Genomic DNA, 19,091 nt, shown 5'->3' with positions numbered 1-19,091 from the left:
AAAGTCTTGCATGCAAAGGGAGTACATAGAACTATTTTTCATTTATGACTTAATTTTCAATGTAATAAAAAGGGAGTCGGCCGATATAAACAGTAAATGATTGAAAGAGGTTTACAAAATTGAAAAAAACAGCAAAAAAAATCGCCAGAAAATCAATAGCCAAAAAACTGATCATTTCATTTTTACTGATCTTAATCATTCCGGTAGCAGTATTGGCTGCCGGCGCCTACCGTTCGGCGGCTTCATCCGTTGAAAAGCAAATGATGGAAAGCGCCGAAGGAAATGTGCAAATCTTAAACAATATGATTGATGACCGGATCGGAATGTTTACAAAAAGCTCAGCATATTTCAGCGAATGGGCGACAAGCGCTAAATTTAAAGAAAAAAACCAAACGGAAATGCAAGAAAGGTTCAAGCAGTTTATTGAAAGCAATGATAAAGCATCCGCCGTATTTTCAAGCAGCAAGGAAGGAACGTTTACCCGTTATCCGCATGCCGATATGCCGCCCGATTTCAATCCGCTTGAAAGAAGCTGGTATCAGGAAGCCATGGAGAATAAAGGCCAAACCATCATCACAGACCCTTATGAGTCCATCTCAAACAAAAAGATGGTCGTCACCATGGCCCGCGCGGCGCAAGACGGATCAGGCGTCGTCGCCATTGATATAAAAATCGACGATCTCATCACGATGACAAAAGAAGTGAACATCGGAAAAGAAGGATACGCCTTTATCCTCAGCAAAAATAAAAAAGCCGTTGCCTACAGTGATGAAAAAGCCGGCTCGGCGGTATCGGGAAAATGGGTTGATACATTATTCAGCGGGCAAAAAGGCGACTTTGAATATACGCTGAACGGGAAAGCGAAAAAAATGGCGTACGTGACCAATGAAGCGACAGGCTGGAAGATCAGCGGAACCATGTCCGTGGATGAAATCAAGGATGCGGCAAGACCGGTTCTGACTCTGGCCGTTATCATATTGGCGATAGCCATTGCCGCAGGGATGATTTTCATTTATTTTGTCATCCGCTCAATTACAAAACCGTTAAAACGTCTCGTAGCTTCAGCTGAAAAAATCAGCAGCGGAGATCTGACGGAAACCATTGATGTCAGCTCTCAAGATGAGCTGGGCGTGCTCGGTAAAAGTTTTAATCATATGACAGATTCACTCCGTTCGCTTATTCAGGGAATTCAGGACTCTGTTGAACATGTCGCTTCTTCCTCAGAGGAGCTGACGGCTTCGGCTGAGCAGACGAGCAAAGCAACGGAACATATCACCCTTGCGATTGAACAGTTTTCTAATGGAACGGAAGACCAAAGTGAGAGTATTGATAAAGCGACAGCCCAAGTGAATGAGATGAAAGACGGGCTCAGTGATCTGGCGGAAGCGGCAGCCGTGGTGACGGAAACGTCAATTGAATCGGCGGAGATATCCGGCGCCGGTGAGCGGCTTGTCAAGAAAACAGCCGGCCAGATGGGCGCCATTGACCAATCCGTAAGTAAAGCGGAGCAAGTCGTACAAGGGCTTGAACTCAAATCGCAGGACATCACCAGCATTTTGCGCGTCATTAACGGCATTGCCGATCAAACGAATCTCCTTGCTTTAAATGCAGCCATTGAAGCGGCAAGAGCGGGAGAATACGGACGCGGTTTTTCAGTCGTTGCCGAAGAAGTGAGAAAGCTTGCCGTCCAATCCGCCGATTCAGCGAAAGAAATCGAATCCTTAATTCATGAAATCGTCAAAGAAATTCATACTTCGCTCGGAATGCTGGAATCCGTCAATCACGAGGTGAAAAGCGGACTTCAGTTAACGGACGAAACGGAAAAAAGCTTCCGGGACATTTCCGTTAAAACAAATCAGATTGCCGGTGAACTGCAAAATATGAATGCAACCGTGGAACAGCTTTCTGCCGGGTCTCAGGAAGTATCAAACGCTTCAGAGGATATCGCGGCCGTCTCCAGACAAAGCGCGGCCGGCATTCAGGACATCGCGGCTTCAGCTGAAGAGCAGCTTGCGTCCATGGAGGAAATCAGTTCCTCCGCCGTCACGCTGGAAAAAATGGCGGAAGAATTACGCGAACTGACAAAGCGTTTTAAGATAAACTCTTAATTAAGTCTAAAAGACTAATTTTAAGATAGGTAAAAAGTATGTTTCGTTATATTTCTTCTTTTTGGATGTGTATATTTACCCATAATTGCCGATATGAAGGGTAAACACGCAAGAGGAGATATAGCAGATGAAAAAAATTGTGCAAATCATCAAGCAGAGATCGCTTACAAGAAAACTGCTCATTTCTTTTTTGGCCGTTCTCATTCTTCCTATTTCAACGCTGGCTTTTATCGCCTATCAATCGGCGGTAAGCACGCTTGACAGGCAGATGATGGGAAGCGCACTAGATAATGTGCAGCAGATTAACGATATGATCAACACAAGCATCAGCCAAAAGGAAGACGGAACGGCATATTTCAGCGACTGGCTCACAAAGGATCGGTACAAGCCGAAAAACCAATCGCAAATTACCGATAAATTCACAGAGTACATGAAGATCAATAAAGACGTGGAATCCATTTATACGAGTGACACGGAAGGACATTTCACACGGTATCCGGATCTGCAGATGCCTAAAGGATATAATCCGCTTGAAAGAGACTGGTATAAAAAGGCCGTGGAAAATAAGGGGAAAGTTGTTGTAACAGATCCTTACCGCACGGCTTCCACCAATACGATGGTCGTGACGGTCGTTCAGCAGACGAAAGACGGCTCAGGAGTCGTCGCCATCAATATGAAAATCGATGAGCTTCTGAAAACGACAAAGAAAGTGAACATCGGAAAATCAGGCTACGCTTTTATCCTGACGAAAGACAAAAAAGTGGTCGCCCACCCGAACCGCACGTCAGGCACAGTATTAAAAGGGGAGTGGGCTGAACAGCTGTTCACCAGCAAAAAAGGTGATTTTCAATACAAATACGACGGCCAGGAAAAGAAAATGGCTTATGATACGAACGGGCTGACAGGCTGGAAGATTACCGGAACAATGTATCTGGACGAAATTCATGAAGCGGCCCTGCCGATCCTTCATCTGTCCCTGCTCGTTCTCGTATTAGCGATTGTGATCGGAACCATCGTCATGGTGCTGATTATCCGTTCAATCACAAAACCGCTCAAGCAGCTTGTGACATCATCGAAACAGATCAGTGAAGGCGACTTAACAGAAACGATCGAGATTCAGTCAAAAGATGAATTAGGCGAGCTTGGCAAAAGCTTTAACAATATGGCCGCTTCGCTCAGGTCTCTCATCCATGCCATCCAGGATTCCGTGAATAACGTCGCATCTTCCTCAGAGGAGCTGACGGCTTCAGCGGAGCAGACAAGCAAGGCAACCGAACATATCACACTGGCGATCGAACAATTTTCTAACGGAAATGAAAGCCAAAGTGAAAACATTGAAAGCGCGGCGGAACATATTTACCAAATGAACAGCGGGCTTAAAGATATGGCGAAAGCATCTGCCGTCATTACCGAATCCTCCGCCACATCAGCGGAAGTCGCCAATTCAGGCGGAAAGCTCGTCCACCAGACGGTCGGCCAAATGAACGTCATTGACCGGTCAGTGAAAGAAGCTGAACAAGTGGTGCGCGGACTTGAAACAAAATCAAAAGACATTACAAACATTCTCCGTGTCATTAACGGAATCGCTGATCAGACAAACCTTCTTGCGCTGAACGCGGCAATTGAAGCCGCGCGTGCGGGTGAATACGGCCGGGGCTTCTCAGTCGTCGCCGAAGAAGTGAGAAAGCTTGCCGTCCAGTCTGCCGATTCAGCGAAAGAAATCGAAAGCTTAATTATAGAAATCGTCAATGAAATCAATACATCTCTCGGCATGTTCCAATCCGTCAACAAAGAGGTGGAGAGCGGACTGGATATTACGAATCAGACCGAAACGAGCTTCAAACGGATTTCTGAAATGACGAACCAGATCGCCGGAGAAATTCAAAATATGAATGCGACGGTAGAACAGCTGACAGCAGGCTCTCAGCAGATTTCAGGAGCTTCTGAGCAAATCGCGTCCATCGCAAAAGAAAGCTCCGCCAGCATTCAGGATATTGCGGCCTCCGCCGAAGAACAGCTGGCTTCAATGGAAGAAATCAGTTCGTCTTCGGAAACGTTATCCCAAATGGCGGAAGAATTACGTGATATGACGAAACGATTTAAAATAGATTAATAGGTCATAGAACACCCAAATGTGCTGTTTGGGTGTTTTTTTTAGTTTTTTTAATAAATCTTTTGTCCTATCTGACGATATTAGATTTAGCTTTTCAAAGAAGGAGACTGAAAAAATGAAACAACTGATACATTGGATCAAACAGCCATCCATCAGCAAGCCGCTGATCGCGGCATTTTTAGCCGTATTGGTACTTCCGGTCGGCATACTCGCCTACTTCAGCTACCAAACGGCGGGGAGTACATTAGAAAGCGAACTGACCCACAGCGCCCAGGGAAATGTCAGCGAACTGAACAGCGTGCTGGAAAACATGCTCGAAGGCAAGCTGAAAGCGATTGACTACTACAGCGAATCAATCACTAAGGAAAAACTGAACACAAAAAATAAATCGGTACTGCTCGACAAAATGAAGCAGTATGTCACCGTAAATGACGATGTCGCGTCAATTTACGCCGCGTCTCGCGACAAAGCGTTCGTGAAATATCCGTCCGTTGATATGCCGTCCGATTATAATCCGCTCACGCGCGAGTGGTATACCAAAGCACTTGAAAAAAGCGGACAGCCGGTGTTTACCGAGCCCTATAAAGACGCTGCAACCGGACAGACGGTTGTTACGATTGCCCAGCAGACAAAAGACGGATCAGGCGTTGTGGCGCTTGATATTAATCTGGGCGACCTGCTGAACGCTTCCGAACGCGTCCAGATCGGTCATAAAGGTTTTGCCTTCATTACAACGGGAGATAAAAAATACATCGCGCATCCGACTATAAAAGCGGGAACGGAAGGCTCCGGAGAGTGGACGAAAGAAGTGTTTTCCAAATCGAGCGGATCGTTTGAATACATGTTTGAAGGACAGCAGAAGAAAATGGCCTTCACGACAAACAAACTGACGGGCTGGAAAATCGCCGGCGCATTTTTTGTCAGTGAGATCCATGACGCAGCCTCGCCTGTCATGAAAATGGCGCTGATCATCCTGGCGGTTTCTCTTATCGTCGGCGGTATTTTAATCGTTTTTATCATTCGCTCGATTGCAAAACCGCTCAAAAAACTTGTTTCGACATCAGCTAAAATCAGTGACGGCGATTTAACGGAAGTCATTGACATCAAGTCGAAAAATGAATTCGGGCAGCTCAGCCAAAGCTTCAATGAGATGTCAGCGTCACTCCGGTCTGTCATCGGCGTCATCCAGTCATCCGTCGAACATGTCGCTTCTTCATCCGAAGAGCTGACGGCATCCGCCGGACAGACAAGCAAGGCGACAGAGCATATTACACTGGCGATTGAACAATTCTCAAACGGAAACGAATCACAAAGCGAGAAATTGGAAGAAAGTGCTGATCACCTTTCCCAAATGAATGCGGGCATTGCCGAGACGGCGAATGTATCGGCGGAAATCACTGAATCCGCCATCCAAACCTCTGAAACGGCCGGAAGCGGAGAAGAATTAGTGGCGAAAACGGTCGGCCAGATGAAAACAATTGATCGTTCCGTACAGCAGGCGGAAGCGGTCGTAAAAGGGCTGGAAACGAAGTCGCACGACATTAAGAGCATTCTCAACGTCATTAACGGCATTGCCGATCAAACAAATCTGCTTGCCTTAAACGCTGCCATTGAAGCGGCCAGAGCAGGCGAATACGGGCGGGGCTTCTCCGTCGTTGCGGAAGAAGTGAGAAAGCTTGCCGTACAATCAGCCGGCTCCGCGAAGGAAATCGAAACGCTGATTCAGGAAATCGTCAAAGAAATCGCCACATCGCTTTCCGTATTCCAAGCGGTGAATCAAGATGTGAAGGAAGGCCTCGATATAACGGATCAAACGGCCGAAAGCTTCAAAAAAATCTCAGAAATGACGACTCAGATTTCAGGCGCCTTGCAGCATATGAACGGAACGCTTGAGAAGCTTGCAGCCGGGTCGCAAAATGTGACAAACGCGGTGGAGGACATTACCTCAGTCGCCAAAGAAGGGTCCGCCGGCATTCAAGACATCGCCGCCTCAGCTGAAGAGCAGCTGGCCTCCATGGAAGAAATCAGTTCATCCGCCGAAACGCTTGCGCATATGGCCGAAGAACTGCAGCAGGTCACACGGAAATTTACGATTCAGTCTGAAGACGAAGAACAGCTGTAGCGAGCTGTTTCTTTTCCTCATTTAAAAAAAGCGATACACTAATATAAAAGAAGGGAGTGGCAGTGATGAGATTAGAAGGCAAAAAAGTCATAGCGCTTGTCAGTGACGATTTTGAAGACTTAGAGCTTTGGTATCCCGTCTACCGGCTGAGAGAGGAAGGCGCGATCGTTCATTTAATAGGAGAAGAAGCGGGCCGTTCATACAAAGGAAAATACGGCGTGCCCGCGACGGCGGATTACGATTTTAAGAGCCTGATTATCCAGGAGTATGATGCCGTGCTCGTGCCTGGCGGCTGGGCTCCTGACAAACTGCGAAGATATCCCGAAGTTTTGGACATCATCCGTACGATGAACGAGCAGAAAAAGCCGATCGGCCAGATCTGCCATGCGGGCTGGGTGCTCATATCTGCCGGAATTCTCGCAGGAAAAAAAGTAACGAGCACGCCCGGCATCAAAGACGACATGACAAATGCAGGGGCACAGTGGCTGGATGAAGCTGTCGTAACTGACGGCCACATTGTATCAAGCCGCCGCCCGCCCGACCTTCCGCAGTATGCAAAAGCGTTTGCTGACCTGTTAGCGTCCAAATAAAAAACATCCGCCCGAATCCGGGCGGATGTTTTTAGTTTTGATCGGCGGGAAAGACGATTCCGATTTGCTTTCTCGCTTCTTCCATAATGCTTGCCGTAATGAAAGAACGTTCAAATGTATTTTCGGATGACTCCCGCTGTCCGTTTCGAAGAAGATTGATGAATTCAGCCGTTTCGTAGTACATCGACGGTTTCAGATCAGGGACTGAAATGTCTTCCGTCCGGCCGTCACGATAGCGGATTTCCGCCCGTTCCGGTCCGTGAATGCTGTCCAGAACGATCGTGCCGTCTTCACCCTGAATTTCCGCCGGGGCAAACGAATTTGAGATTTTCGAATGCATCAGCACCGCTTCAAATCCGTCGTATGACAGAATGACCGTGCCTTCGCCGTCAACGCCGGATGCTAGTTTATGACCGGTCGCAATGACGTTTTTCGGTTTGCCGAACAGGACGACGGCCGGATAAATGCAGTACACGCCGATGTCCATTAACGAACCGTTCGATAATTCAGGCTTAAACGCGTTTAGCACCGTACCGTTCTTATATGCATCATATCGTGATGAATATTGGCAGTAGCTTGCCGTGAATCTCCTGACGGGTCCGATTTTATGTAAGTGGTTTTGAAGCATGCTGAAGTTCGGCAGGAACGTTGTTTTCATGGCTTCCATCAAGAGAACGCCGTTCGTTTTGGCTGCGTGAATCATTTCATCCGTTTCCCTTGCGTTAGACGCAAACGGTTTTTCGCACAGTACATGCTTGCCGTGTTCCATAAAAAGGACCGCCTGCTCTTTGTGAAATGCATTCGGGCTGGCGAGATACACCGCGTCATAAGCTTTGCTTTCCGCCATTTCTTTCAGGCTGGTGAAATAATGAGCAGCGCCGTGTTTGCCGGCGAATTCCGCCGCGCGTTCCTCAGTTCTGGAATAAACCGCCGTTAATTGAAAATCATCAATAGCAGAAGCCGCCTCCAGAAATCGTTCTGTAATCCAATTCGTTCCGACTGTTGCAAATCGAATCATTGCTATCGCTCCTTCTATGTATTGGCTTACATTATAGCTTTTTTTCTGAGAAACATAAATGGAAAAAAGGCTGCCGACTAAAGGGATAGGAAAAATTCCCATAGAGACCGGTTATTATTTTTCATTACAGGAACGATAGTGTACAATTTAAGTAAAATACATATGATGGAGGAACAATAGTGGAAACATTGCAAACATGGGGCGGCAGATTTAAACAGTTTTTCTTAGACAATAAATTTGTCTTGTTTTTGCTTGTATTGCTGCTCATCGGTCTCAATATCCTTGTCTTTATGAAGACATCATTTATTTTCACACCTATTATCGTCCTGCTCAAAACGATTGCGCTCCCCGTCATTTTGACAGGAATTGTTTATTATCTGCTTAATCCGATCGTAGATATATTGGAAAAAATAAGAGTGAAAAGAGTCTATTCCATTCTGCTCCTTTACCTCATTATTATAGGGCTGATTACGATTACGGTCGTTTCAATTATTCCGTTCTTAAAGGAACAGATCATGAGCCTGATCGACAATCTGCCGAAATATGTGGACATCGTTGAAGATCAGACGAAAAGCCTGATCGGAAGCGATTTTGTAAATCAGGCGCAAAAGACGATGAATATCAACATTTCCGATCTTGCTAATAAAGTATCGGCGCAGGCGGCGACAATTGCAAACAGCACATTTACCGGAGTCGGGAATTTTATCGGCGCGCTGACGGAAGTGATTATTTCAATTGTGACCGTGCCGTTTATTCTGTTCTATTTGCTGAAAGACGGCAAAAAACTGCCGATTTATATCTTAAAGTTTGTGCCCACCCGTCTGAAAGAACAAACGTATACAATGCTTAGTGAAATGAACCACAGATTAAGTTCCTATATCAGAGGACAGGTCATCGTCAGCTTCTGCATCGGGTTTTTATTATTTATCGGCTATCTGATTATCGGACTTGATTATGCGTCACTGCTTGCGGTCATTGCCGCTTGTACGAGCGTTGTTCCGTATTTAGGGCCGACCATTGCCATCACACCGGCGATTATTATCGCGTTGGTCACTTCGCCCCTTATGCTGCTGAAGCTTGCGATTGTATGGACCGTTGTCCAGCTCGTGGAAGGGAAATTAATTTCGCCGCAGATCATGGGGAAAAATCTTCACATTCACCCGATTACCATCATCTTTGTTCTTTTAACCGCCGGAAAGCTGTTCGGGGTTGTCGGCATTATTTTAGCCATCCCGGGGTATGCGGTCATCAAAGTGGTCACGACCCATCTGTTTGATTGGTTCAAAATGCGTTCGCATTTATATGAAGAAGAAAAAAATGATGCTGTATCGAAGTCATAAAATCGGAACGGACATGATATTTATTATAAGACAGGCTTTCCTTCAAAGGAGAGCTTCTCTTTTGTAAATGATGAATGAAGGGAAGAATGGGATGACACTATGGGAGATGTTCACAGCAGCCGTTTTGGGAATCGTGGAAGGGCTGACGGAGTACGCGCCGGTTTCTTCCACGGGACATATGATCATAGCGGATGACATCTGGCTGAAATCCGGAAGCCTGATGAACCCGGAAGCCGCCAATTCCTTCAAAGTGGTGATTCAGCTCGGTTCGATTCTGGCGGTGGCCATTGTGTTTAAGGATCGGATATTACATTTACTCGGCCTCAAAAAAAACGTCACGCGCGATCAGCAGAAGGGATACAGGCTGACCATCGCGCAAATCGCCGTCGGTCTTGTTCCGGCGGCGGTGCTCGGCTTTTTATTTGAGGATTTCATTGACCGCTATTTATTCTCCGTCAGAACGGTCGCTTACGGATTAATTGCCGGAGCCGTGCTTATGCTTATAGCGGACTGGATCAATAAAAGGAAAGAAACGATCGATACGGTAGACAGAATCACCTACAAACAGGCTTTCTGTGTCGGATTATTCCAGTGTCTCGCCTTATGGCCCGGATTTTCCCGCTCAGGCTCAACGATTGCCGGAGGTGTCATTGTCGGCTTGAATCACCGGGCAGCCGCAGACTTCACATTTATTATGGCTATTCCGATTATGGCGGGCGCAAGCCTTCTGAAGCTGGTGAAATACTGGAGCAGTCTTTCTTATGACATGATTCCGTTTTTTCTTGTCGGCTTTATCTGCGCCTTTGTCGTCGCCCTCTTAGTCGTCAAATTTTTTCTTCGGCTCATTAACCGGATTAAGCTTGTCCCGTTCGCCATTTACCGTGTCATCCTCGGCATCATTTTAATCATGCTCGTGCGATAAACGAAGAGGCCCCCCCGGAGGGTCTTCTTTTTATGTTCGAAAAGCGTCTCAGGAAAATATGAGCAAACTGAATTTTCTGCTTGAAATTCAAAGAAGACTCGTCTATAATAAAACATGACGTTACAGCACGGGGCCATAGCTCAGCTGGGAGAGCGCTACGCTGGCAGCGTAGAGGTCAGGGGTTCGAGCCCCCTTGGCTCCATACCCGAATGAAACCGCGGTATATCAACGTTGACTAAACGATGACTTACCCGGTGACTAAAACAGCGTAGCGCTTCCGATTCGGACAGCGTGGCGCACCGTTTTTCAATCGTCTTCCATACGAAATGGGAGGCGATTTTTTATGCATTCAGAAAATCGAAAAGGTAAGCGTGTGAAGGCCGGAAGGGCCTCGGTAAAGACAACGCGAAAAGGTACGTACGATCTCGCATACATATTCGATAGACTGTGCGATGCCAAACGCGCTGAGAATGTCGTTCAGGAAACGATTGATAAGTACATGCGTGCTTGTCGGTATTTGTCGGATTATGCTGAAGAGATCGGAGTGTCCGCAGACATACGTCATATTGACGTTGACTTTGCGCGCGGCTTCGTATCGTGGTTGATTAACGATAAAATAAAGTTCGACGGCCATAATTTCAAATTGGACGAGCATAAGACGCAGGGGCTATCTCCGCGGTCAGTTAACGATTATATTAAGACCATACGGACTTTCTTTCGTTTCGCGATTAAAGAGGCGTATGCGGACGATAACCCATTCGAAGAGGTTACGTTAATCACGAACCCGGAGAGCCCGATAAACATCCTTTCACCTGACGAAATGCGGGCGATTCTTAATGCGATGGATCAGCGATCTTTCGTTGAATTTAGAGATTATGTTGCGCTGACTTGCCTAATCGACTCTATGATGCGGGTAGGCGAAGTGTTGTCAATTAAAGAGTCGAGTATTGATTTCGGCTCCAAAACGTTGATACTCGAAGGGAAAGACGTAAAGAATCGAAGGGGAAGATTCGTACCGTTAGAGGATAAAACACTTCGACTGCTGCGCGAACTTATAAGAGAAAACGAAGAATTCGATAGTGAATATGTTTTTCTGGCAAACTACGGCGAGAAGATGACGACTAATAATTTTAGGCAGCGTCTGAATAACTACGCAGATAGGGCCGGCATCAAAAAGCGCGTTCATCCCCATTTAATACGACATACGGGCGCGACGATGTTTTTAGAAGACGGTGGAGACATTCGGCATTTACAGATGATCCTCGGACATAGCGATCTCCGGATGGTAATGCGCTATACACACCTATCCAAAAAGGCGCTGACAGAGGAGCATAGCAAGCACTCGCCGTTACTTCAGATACAAGAAAATAAAAATAAGAAACGAAAAACTCGGAGACGATGACTCGGCCATACGGCCGGGTTATTTTTTTTGTTTAATTTCAAAGACTATTATAAGAAAAATCTCGTGAAAAGTGTCCATTATTAAATGTTGCCTCGCAGTTAAAAGTGAGGGAAGTTTTATTTTTGAAACTTAACGTAATATTGGCACATTGCACCTGAAAATGTGTTATAGAGAGGTGATAACGAATGACCGACGAACATCAGCGGCTCGTATCCGTCGAATCTCAATCGGAATACAACGTCACGTCCGGCAAGGCCGAAACGCGGATCTTCGTTAAGATGTACGTTGACGCCGTCAAGAAAGGCCTTATCGCGGACATCGGGGCGGAACGTTGGCAGACTCTTTGCGTACTGTCTTCGTTCATGAACGCTAATGGCGAATGCTACCCGACGCAGGATCAGATAGCCGGCGCACTAAATCTCAGCCGAGCTGCGGCAAATAGGCGGATCAAAGCGTTATGCGAATATCGATGGCAAGAGCGTCCGTTAGTCGTAAAGCAAAAGGCGCGGGACCCGAAGACGCAGCGATGGGATAACGCAAGATATACGATCATGCCGATCAGCCAGCTCGCGATATTCGATGGAGATACGGAAGAGCTTACGTAGCCATGTGACGCCGAGCCATACACGGCGGACCCATATACGGCTCGACTATACACTAACTAGAACCATCTTTTAACTAGAGCCATTAATAACTAGATAAATAATAGCGCTCAATTAAAACCTTTTCGCGCAGATACTTATTAAATAATAATTCTATCGCGGTTAGGAACATCTGCAAGAGTGAGCGTAAGCGAACGATTGCTAGGTCTTATTAATAAACGGAAGGATGTGCGATATGTTTACGAAATATGAACTCGCTACAATTTTCGAAGCCTTAATCGATATCAAGCCGGAAACTCGCGCTTTGGTCAAAGAAGAATTGTCGGTTTCCGTTCCGGAACTACGCGCTAAAGTTTGGCGGCTAATTAACGAAGGAGGCGACGCCAACCATGGCGATTGAAATCCCGATCTCACCCGATTACAAACTAACGTCCGATACGCTTAACATCATCGTAAATGAACGCTATTTCACCGACCCGACAAAAGCGCCGAACTGGGCGAAGCGCCTCGCCGAAAATCCGAACGCCGACCCAACGCCGCAAGAAAAGTGGCGCGAGGTAGCGTATCACTCAACGGTCGAACGCGCGGTACTCGACGTAATGAATCGGCGGCTGCGTGACTCGGATGCGACATCGCTGGCGGAATTAGCACGATTAATACGGGAGTTTCGCGAGAAAATAGCGGCTTTACTGGCGGTCGAGGGCAATCGGTAGGGTAGACGATAAAACGGCGGAGAGGCGGCGAAAATATGACCGAAGAAGTTAAACGATTACGCTGTGCTGTGGCGGATTTGATTGGCGAGAATGAGCGGTTGAAGACGAAAATTAATTGGTTAGAGGAAGGCATCGAGGGTGTCGTCGGATTGGTTTACAAGCACGTAGATGACATGAGCGAATTATATGCGGAAGCTGAACGATTGAATGACTTAAAGGAGGCGTTAAAATGAAGCCGACAATCACGAAGGAGCAGGCGGAGGCTATCGAATCGGCAAGAGGGTTCGGACACGAAGACGATTGGATATTACGTTCACATGCGGAATTCGTCTCGGGATACTCTCATCGCTGGTATGACGGTCACACTTTCGATGATATGGACGTCACCACATTAGCGGCTGCGTTAATTAACGGATACGAAGTCGAAGGTACTCCGGAAGATCGTGTGCGCGAGTATTTCGCCGAACTTCAGGAAAAGCAGCGGACTGCGCAATCCCGGGGCGTTACGTTCAGCCTTGAATGCGAAAGGGAAGGCGTTATCAATACGCTCAATCTTCTCGGAATCAAAATCGAAGGAGTGAACGCGCGATGACAACGTATGAAACGAAGCCGGTTGCCAATTGGAATACGCGCGACTTTCAAGCGTACCTCAAAGCGGAGCACCAGCGGCTCTACGGCGTCCCTTACGTCCCCATGCACGGATATCGAGCCGAAGCGGGTATGCTCGGACGTTGGGTCGGTACAAAACGAAAGCCGGGCGAATACGGGCCGGAGATAACGAAGCGATTCATCGACATGTGCTTCGCGGATTATAAGCCGTCCATAGAATGGCCGGGAGTAAGCTTCGGGTGGATGCAGACGTATATGGGGCGAAACTTGCAGCGGGTGGCGAACGCTGTGGAAGCTGAGCAGAAACAGGCTGAGCGCAATGAAGGCGTGGATGATACGTGGTTCTAGCGCGCCCGGGCGGCTGGACGCCAAGAATTAGCGTCCAAGAAGAGCGAAAATAGGCTTTCTGAATGCGAAAACAAATGCCGCTGTGAGGGCGATAACTACTTTATCTTCGGTTGATACTTTCATGAATCGAACCTCCTTTCGGTAACTTAGGTATATTGTACCACATAAATGCGAATGTTTGTTCGATTTTTTATAAAAATTCGGGAGGGATTGCGAAATGGCAGAAACGAAAAAGTATGTACGGATTAAGAAGGCGTCTGTAGACGGAGTGTGGTATGCGGATAAGATCGGTAATGTATACGAGGTCGATCGTGAAAATTGCGTTTCGATACTTACAAAGCGAGGGATTCGCGGACTGTCCTCCGTACTGAGAGAAGACGTCGAAATATTCGTCACTGAAAAGCGTCCGGCCAAAGTTGGCGAGCGCGTGCTGATTACGGTAGCTGCACCGATTGGAAACCAAGCCTATGAGACAGGAGATATTTTCGTAGCAGAATCACTATATGATCCGTTCACTAAAGACATACGAGTTTTAGGAATGCCGGATTTTATCGACTATAACGAATACGAAGTCATCGTCAATAACGAAGTTAAAAACGAGGAGGCTGACGGAATGGAAAACGTAAATCAAACGGCTATTGATAGCGCGAGCACAGTATTCGAAAAGGTAGGCGAGGATTATATCGGAAGCAAGTCGAGGTTCGGCGATATTCTAATCGGGTCTTCATATTCGGAAGCATTCGTAAAAGCGTACGCAAATGAACGAAAAGATGTCCTCGTGATTCCGCAGACAATTGAATATACTGCGTTTCTCCGTAGCGAGGAAATGAAGAAAGTCGCTACGTCCGGGCAGGCTCCGATTGTAAGCGCACAAGCCCGCCGTGATGAAATCGTTGAGCAGGCAAAGGCGGACGTTGAGAAACTGTCTAATTACGGTGATGGCGTGCGATATGAAACGGGTACGGGGTCTTTCGCAACCTGTAACGTGGAGTTCGTAGTGAATCGAGATAAGCGAACGGTTGTTGCGTTATTAAAAGGCGTCCGCACCGGGAAGGTCTACGCAAAAGGAATCGCCAAAGCCGCACCTGACGACTGCTTCAACGTTCATATCGGTCGTGCGATCGCGCTAAGACGTGCGCTAGGCTTGGCGGTGCCTGACGAATACCTGAACGCGCTGCAGCCGACTGAGGTTCGTGTGGGCGATTTTATATCCGATGATAGCGGGGTTCACAAAGCACTAGTTATTGAAGACGATAGTTGGCCGCCTTTTTCCAGTGGTTCAGTAATTTACTTGAAAGATGCGCGTAAATACGGCTATAGAATCATCGACGACTCACGTGAAGAGGTGGGCGAATGAGCATCGGACAGTTAACGTTCGGGACGCCTGAATACGTAAGAGTAACGAAATTGGCCGAAAGACAAGGCCATACGGATGAGTTGATCGACAGGATCGAAGCTTTGACAGAAGAACTCAATTCTAGCGATTATTACATCGGTTCTTATGAACAGCGGAGGAGAGTCGAATTGATTACACTTACGCTGGCGGAGTTGATCTAACGAAAGGAGGTCCGCGAATATGACTAACGAAAATACTTGCGTACTCGCTGCCGGATGCAAAGCGGCCGGGACCGACGCATGTACGCGGCACTGTACGCATTTTATCGCGATGCACGGCGCATCAGGCGGAGGAGGGCGGTCAGGGGCGGCAGGGCTTCCGAGGGAGTACCGGCTCGTGACGCTTCAGAATTCGCCGGCGCGCGCTGACCAACCCGAAGCTTATAAGTCCGCCGAAACTTATGCGACATCCTTTGCGCGGCAGTTCGAACAGAGCGGACCAGTTGCGCCGGCCGACCGCATAAAAGACCTGTACCTGTTCAGCGAATCGCCCGGCACCGGTAAGACGACGACGGCCGCCGCACTTCTTAACGAGTGGCTGCGCGTCCATTATAGCGGCTCTTTACGACGAGGCCTCGAACCGTTACAGCGGCCAGCGTATTTCCTCGATGTGAATGCGTGGCAGAACGACTATAACGAATTCAATCGCCCGCGTGTTCCGGATTCAGTCGCAGAGCCGGCGGCCGCCCGTTATTATTGCGCATTAGAAGCGGCAAAGAAGGCGCCGTTTGCAGTGCTGGACGATATAGGGGTACGCGATGCGACAGACGGCTTCCGCGGCGATTTGCACACCGTTATTAACGCAAGGGTAACGAATCAGCTACCGACGATCTATACGAGCAACATTGCACTCGATCAACTTTGGCAGGTATTCGGTGAACGACGTCTGGCCGATCGGGTGGGCGACTTATGCCGCGAAATTGAATTCGTAGGCGAATCAAAAAGGGGGATGCGTAGATGAATATTCCGTTAAGTATCGTTGAAGCCGGTAAGACCGACGAGTATGTGCGGCTGCAAAAAAGGCGCGATTATTTTAAAGAGAAGCAAAACGAAGCCTTAGAAGCGGCTAGGGAGGCGTCACGAACGCTTTACTCAGCCTCTGTCCACCGCCAAAGTTTCTATGGAAACATTATACCGATTGGTTTTGTAATCGAAATAGCGAACGCGGCGAAAAAGTGTATGTCGGCAAATAGAAGAGTAGAGCACGTGGAAGCTATTCTTTCCGTTGTTGAAAACGATATAAAAAGATTAGAGGAAGGCGGTGCGTAGATGAAAACGGAATTCGCTTTCGGAGATATCGTCTCGGTTGCCGGGTACGAAAATCGGATATTCTACGTCGATGCTTGGAGCGAAATAAAGAGAACCGAGGAGTGGGGCGTAAGTGAATACGTCGAGTTCGAGTTGACTGACGCGATTAACGGTGAATTCCTCGACGCGTTCGAAACGGATCTGAGGCTGGTCTGCCGGAAACATTTCGCGGAAGATTACTTACTGGACTACGACGTGACGAATTATCCGGAGCCGAAGGGCGCGGCGTTCCACTTTACGGATGATTATTCTTTCGGAATAGGTTATGCGAAAGAGGAGGCGGTTGGGATGGCGAAAGAACCGAAGGAAACGCCGAAGACAGCGCGGGCGGTAAGTGCGCAGGAGGTAGCGAAACGCAAGCGGGAGACTGACGAGCTCCTCGATAAATATATCGACCTAATGACGTTATATGAATTAATCGGAGATGAGGATTATAAAACGTATGCTGACGCCGTGATGGCGAAAATGAGACGGGAGGTGGGCGAATGAAGGCGGAGGAAGCTTCCGAGAAAGCGGCTAATGAGCGGGCTATAATCAACCGAGAAACTCGGGCAGAGATTTATAAAACAATAAATCGTTTATCTGGAAAGGGGCGTTACCAATGTTATAAAAACACCTCGCATCTTTATAAAGATGAAGTAAAGGCTCTCATAAAAGAATTACGGGCTTTAGGCTATAAAGTACGCCGAGACTCTTTTACCACAATTTATATTCGATGGGAAAGGGAGGTGGGCGAGTAATGGGCGTATGGAGATCGGATTGGGTTTTGATTGGCGCGGATATAGGATACGATCAATTCGATAAATATAAGTACGAAGAATACGAAAAATTTGAGGGCGTGGATAGCTCGGGAGAGATTACGTATTTAATAGACGTAATGGGTGGCGAGTATTTTGTCGTCGGTGAGGTCGTGACCAAAGCATCTGAATATGCGGGATTCAGGCTTTCAGAAATAGAAGTCGGAGATATTTACGAAAATGCTTGCGAAAGAGTCCGAGAGCATATCCGCACTGAATTCGGGGTTGAAGCGGAACCGAAGCTTATCGTTATTACACATTTTACGTAAGGAGCTGAACGCCGATGAACTACGGAACTTTACTAATATCGAAAGCTATCGAAGCGAACGATCCTAACGCCCTGCTGCGCTTCAATGTTTCGGAAGCCGACTTCCAAACGCAGGGCGAACGCAAGGCCTTCCGGTACGTCATGGATTACGCGGAGAAATACCGAGGCCAAGCGCCGACAGCCGAAATGGTCGCGAATGAGGTGCCGGACTTCCAGCCGGATTTTAATATCGAGGCGAGCTACGATTATCTTGCGCAGAATTTAAAGAATCAGGCGGCCGAACGCGACTTTATCGAATTGGTTAACGGCAAGGTCGATCCCGAGACGCAGAAACAAATTAAATCGTCTGAGTTTACGGAAAGATTCGAACAAGCGCAAAAAACGGGAGATATGCAAAGTTTCGCTGAGTGGTTGACGTGTTTAGGCGAAAGTCTTAAAATGAGAACAAACGTTCGAAATGAGATTGGACGTACATTAGCGGACATAAAAGAATCGTTCCGTGATGAGTATATGAAACGCGAAGAAGGACGTTCGTTCCGCATTTATAAAACGCCGTTCGAAACGCTGAACAAAGAGGTCACGGGATGGTTTACGGGTGACATTTACGGAATCATGGGAGAATCCGGCCGCGGCAAAACATATCTTATTTGTTTAATTCTTGACTCACTTTTGCGTCAAGGTGCGAACTGTCTCGTTAAATCCTTCGAAGTCAAAGAGTATGTATTTATTGCGCGTCTGATTTCGATTGCGACGGCAGTAGATGGATTGCTTTTAGATAAGATTGGACGAAAAGTTGGACTTCCGAATAAAGCGATCCTTTCCGGAAAGCTTGAGGACGTTGTTCGCGAAAAGTTCTTCGAAGTGCTTGATGTACTTGATTCGTATTACCCGGGCACGCTTTACTTCCAAGGAAAAAGCGGTAGGGAGCTAACGCGAACACTTTCCGACCTTGAGCGCGAGTTAAGTGACGGTAAGATTGACGCTGTGTTTCTGGACCCATTCTACGGGCTTACTGATGTATATGGAAAGAACGTAAATAAAACGGCCGGTGGTGCGGCAGAATATGCGGCTACTCGCTTCGAAAACATCATCGGTGATAATGACGTGGTTGGATTCTATACGGTTCAGGCTTCCGTAGATAAGAAAGAAGTCGGTGAGGATGGCGTAAGGGAGCTTCGAATTCCTACACGCGATAAAGTTAAAACGACATCACGATTGTTAGATATAGCGACAAACCTTATCGGATTCGACTCAGTTGCGAAAGAAGGTATAGCCGGAATCGGTATCGAGAAAGGGCGTAACGGCGGAGAAGACTTCGTGCTTGAACTTCTGGCGTTGTTTGATTACGGAGTACTGCGGGAATTTCCGAGGGGCGAGGCTGCTGCGGCTCAATTCGATTTTTAATGAGATTGGAATTTACCGGATGATATTGTCAA

Annotated in this window: 22 protein-coding genes and 1 tRNA gene; 22 read left to right on the top strand and 1 reads right to left on the bottom strand. The window is 47.3% G+C overall.

All coding sequences use genetic code 11. The features are described from left to right. The first annotated feature begins 119 nt into the window (after positions 1-119). From NYE68_RS16700 to NYE68_RS16685, 4 genes are all read left to right on the top strand, one after another. Positions 120-2,108: a methyl-accepting chemotaxis protein gene (locus NYE68_RS16700; RefSeq protein WP_156240461.1), complete on the top strand. Its 1,989-nt coding sequence runs from the start codon at positions 120-122 to the stop codon at positions 2,106-2,108. Positions 2,109-2,235: 127 nt separating this feature from the next. Beyond that, the gene (locus NYE68_RS16695) at positions 2,236-4,221 is read left to right on the top strand and encodes a methyl-accepting chemotaxis protein (RefSeq protein WP_324636455.1); all 1,986 of its coding nucleotides are present in this window, start codon (positions 2,236-2,238) and stop codon (positions 4,219-4,221) included. Between the two features lie 115 nt (positions 4,222-4,336). Beyond that, the gene (locus tag NYE68_RS16690; protein ID WP_324636456.1) at positions 4,337-6,343 is read left to right on the top strand and encodes a methyl-accepting chemotaxis protein; all 2,007 of its coding nucleotides are present in this window, start codon (positions 4,337-4,339) and stop codon (positions 6,341-6,343) included. 65 nt (positions 6,344-6,408) lie between these two features. Further along, a complete protein-coding gene (locus NYE68_RS16685) occupies positions 6,409-6,933 on the top strand; it encodes a type 1 glutamine amidotransferase domain-containing protein (protein ID WP_003152143.1) in 525 nt (174 codons plus the stop codon). A 31-nt stretch (positions 6,934-6,964) separates the two neighbouring features. Here NYE68_RS16685 and NYE68_RS16680 read toward each other — a convergent pair whose 3' ends face one another. After that, complete coding sequence (locus NYE68_RS16680; RefSeq protein ID WP_015240454.1) at positions 6,965-7,951, bottom strand: Gfo/Idh/MocA family oxidoreductase; 987 nt, start codon at positions 7,949-7,951, stop codon at positions 6,965-6,967. 179 nt (positions 7,952-8,130) lie between these two features. Between NYE68_RS16680 and NYE68_RS16675 the strand changes: the two genes are divergently transcribed. The 18 genes from NYE68_RS16675 (at position 8,131) to NYE68_RS16590 (ending at position 19,059) form a co-directional block, all read left to right on the top strand. Continuing rightward, positions 8,131-9,291, top strand: coding sequence for an AI-2E family transporter (locus NYE68_RS16675; protein ID WP_007613339.1), 1,161 nt, complete (start codon positions 8,131-8,133; stop codon positions 9,289-9,291). Between the two features lie 91 nt (positions 9,292-9,382). After that, positions 9,383-10,213, top strand: coding sequence for an undecaprenyl-diphosphate phosphatase (locus NYE68_RS16670; RefSeq protein ID WP_007613337.1), 831 nt, complete (start codon positions 9,383-9,385; stop codon positions 10,211-10,213). A gap of 129 nt (positions 10,214-10,342) precedes the next feature. Beyond that, a tRNA-Ala gene (locus tag NYE68_RS16665) sits at positions 10,343-10,415 on the top strand. 141 nt (positions 10,416-10,556) lie between these two features. Next, complete coding sequence (locus NYE68_RS16660; RefSeq protein ID WP_285979790.1) at positions 10,557-11,615, top strand: tyrosine-type recombinase/integrase; 1,059 nt, start codon at positions 10,557-10,559, stop codon at positions 11,613-11,615. A 185-nt stretch (positions 11,616-11,800) separates the two neighbouring features. Continuing rightward, positions 11,801-12,220 (top strand): helix-turn-helix domain-containing protein, encoded by a 420-nt coding sequence (locus tag NYE68_RS16655; RefSeq protein WP_025851674.1) that lies wholly within the window; start codon positions 11,801-11,803, stop codon positions 12,218-12,220. A gap of 232 nt (positions 12,221-12,452) precedes the next feature. Beyond that, complete coding sequence (locus tag NYE68_RS16650) at positions 12,453-12,617, top strand: hypothetical protein (protein WP_172424422.1); 165 nt, start codon at positions 12,453-12,455, stop codon at positions 12,615-12,617. Further along, the gene (locus NYE68_RS16645) at positions 12,607-12,930 is read left to right on the top strand and encodes a hypothetical protein (RefSeq protein ID WP_342493981.1); all 324 of its coding nucleotides are present in this window, start codon (positions 12,607-12,609) and stop codon (positions 12,928-12,930) included. The genes NYE68_RS16650 and NYE68_RS16645 overlap by 11 nt, the downstream gene beginning before the upstream one ends. 35 nt (positions 12,931-12,965) lie before the next feature. Further along, a complete protein-coding gene (locus tag NYE68_RS16640; protein WP_342493980.1) occupies positions 12,966-13,163 on the top strand; it encodes a hypothetical protein in 198 nt (65 codons plus the stop codon). Further along, on the top strand, positions 13,160-13,522 hold the full coding sequence (locus NYE68_RS16635) for a hypothetical protein (RefSeq protein WP_342493979.1): 363 nt from the start codon (positions 13,160-13,162) through the stop codon (positions 13,520-13,522). The genes NYE68_RS16640 and NYE68_RS16635 overlap by 4 nt, the downstream gene beginning before the upstream one ends. Beyond that, a complete protein-coding gene (locus tag NYE68_RS16630; protein ID WP_342493978.1) occupies positions 13,519-13,887 on the top strand; it encodes a hypothetical protein in 369 nt (122 codons plus the stop codon). The genes NYE68_RS16635 and NYE68_RS16630 overlap by 4 nt, the downstream gene beginning before the upstream one ends. 217 nt (positions 13,888-14,104) lie before the next feature. Beyond that, a complete protein-coding gene (locus tag NYE68_RS16625) occupies positions 14,105-15,244 on the top strand; it encodes a hypothetical protein (protein WP_342493977.1) in 1,140 nt (379 codons plus the stop codon). Then, a complete protein-coding gene (locus NYE68_RS16620; protein ID WP_076424423.1) occupies positions 15,241-15,444 on the top strand; it encodes a hypothetical protein in 204 nt (67 codons plus the stop codon). Before NYE68_RS16625 ends, NYE68_RS16620 begins: the two co-directional genes overlap by 4 nt. Positions 15,445-15,463: 19 nt before the next feature. Then, positions 15,464-16,243, top strand: a complete 780-nt coding sequence (locus tag NYE68_RS16615) for a DNA replication protein (RefSeq protein WP_342493976.1) — start codon at positions 15,464-15,466, stop codon at positions 16,241-16,243. Further along, a complete protein-coding gene (locus NYE68_RS16610; protein ID WP_342493975.1) occupies positions 16,240-16,551 on the top strand; it encodes a hypothetical protein in 312 nt (103 codons plus the stop codon). Before NYE68_RS16615 ends, NYE68_RS16610 begins: the two co-directional genes overlap by 4 nt. Then, positions 16,552-17,079 (top strand): hypothetical protein, encoded by a 528-nt coding sequence (locus NYE68_RS16605; protein WP_342493974.1) that lies wholly within the window; start codon positions 16,552-16,554, stop codon positions 17,077-17,079. Beyond that, positions 17,076-17,330 carry a hypothetical protein gene (locus tag NYE68_RS16600; RefSeq protein WP_342493973.1) on the top strand — a complete coding sequence of 85 codons (255 nt, stop codon included), beginning with the start codon at positions 17,076-17,078 and terminating at the stop codon, positions 17,328-17,330. Before NYE68_RS16605 ends, NYE68_RS16600 begins: the two co-directional genes overlap by 4 nt. Then, the gene (locus tag NYE68_RS16595; RefSeq protein ID WP_342493972.1) at positions 17,330-17,656 is read left to right on the top strand and encodes a hypothetical protein; all 327 of its coding nucleotides are present in this window, start codon (positions 17,330-17,332) and stop codon (positions 17,654-17,656) included. Before NYE68_RS16600 ends, NYE68_RS16595 begins: the two co-directional genes overlap by 1 nt. 14 nt (positions 17,657-17,670) lie before the next feature. After that, on the top strand, positions 17,671-19,059 hold the full coding sequence (locus NYE68_RS16590) for a DNA helicase (protein WP_342493971.1): 1,389 nt from the start codon (positions 17,671-17,673) through the stop codon (positions 19,057-19,059). The last annotated feature ends 32 nt before the right edge of the window (positions 19,060-19,091 follow it).

Origin of the sequence: Bacillus sp. FSL R5-0447, from assembly GCF_038606125.1 — a bacterium.
GTDB classification, from domain to species: domain Bacteria; phylum Bacillota; class Bacilli; order Bacillales; family Bacillaceae; genus Bacillus; species Bacillus velezensis.
This window is presented reverse-complemented; position numbering and strand designations above follow the sequence as displayed.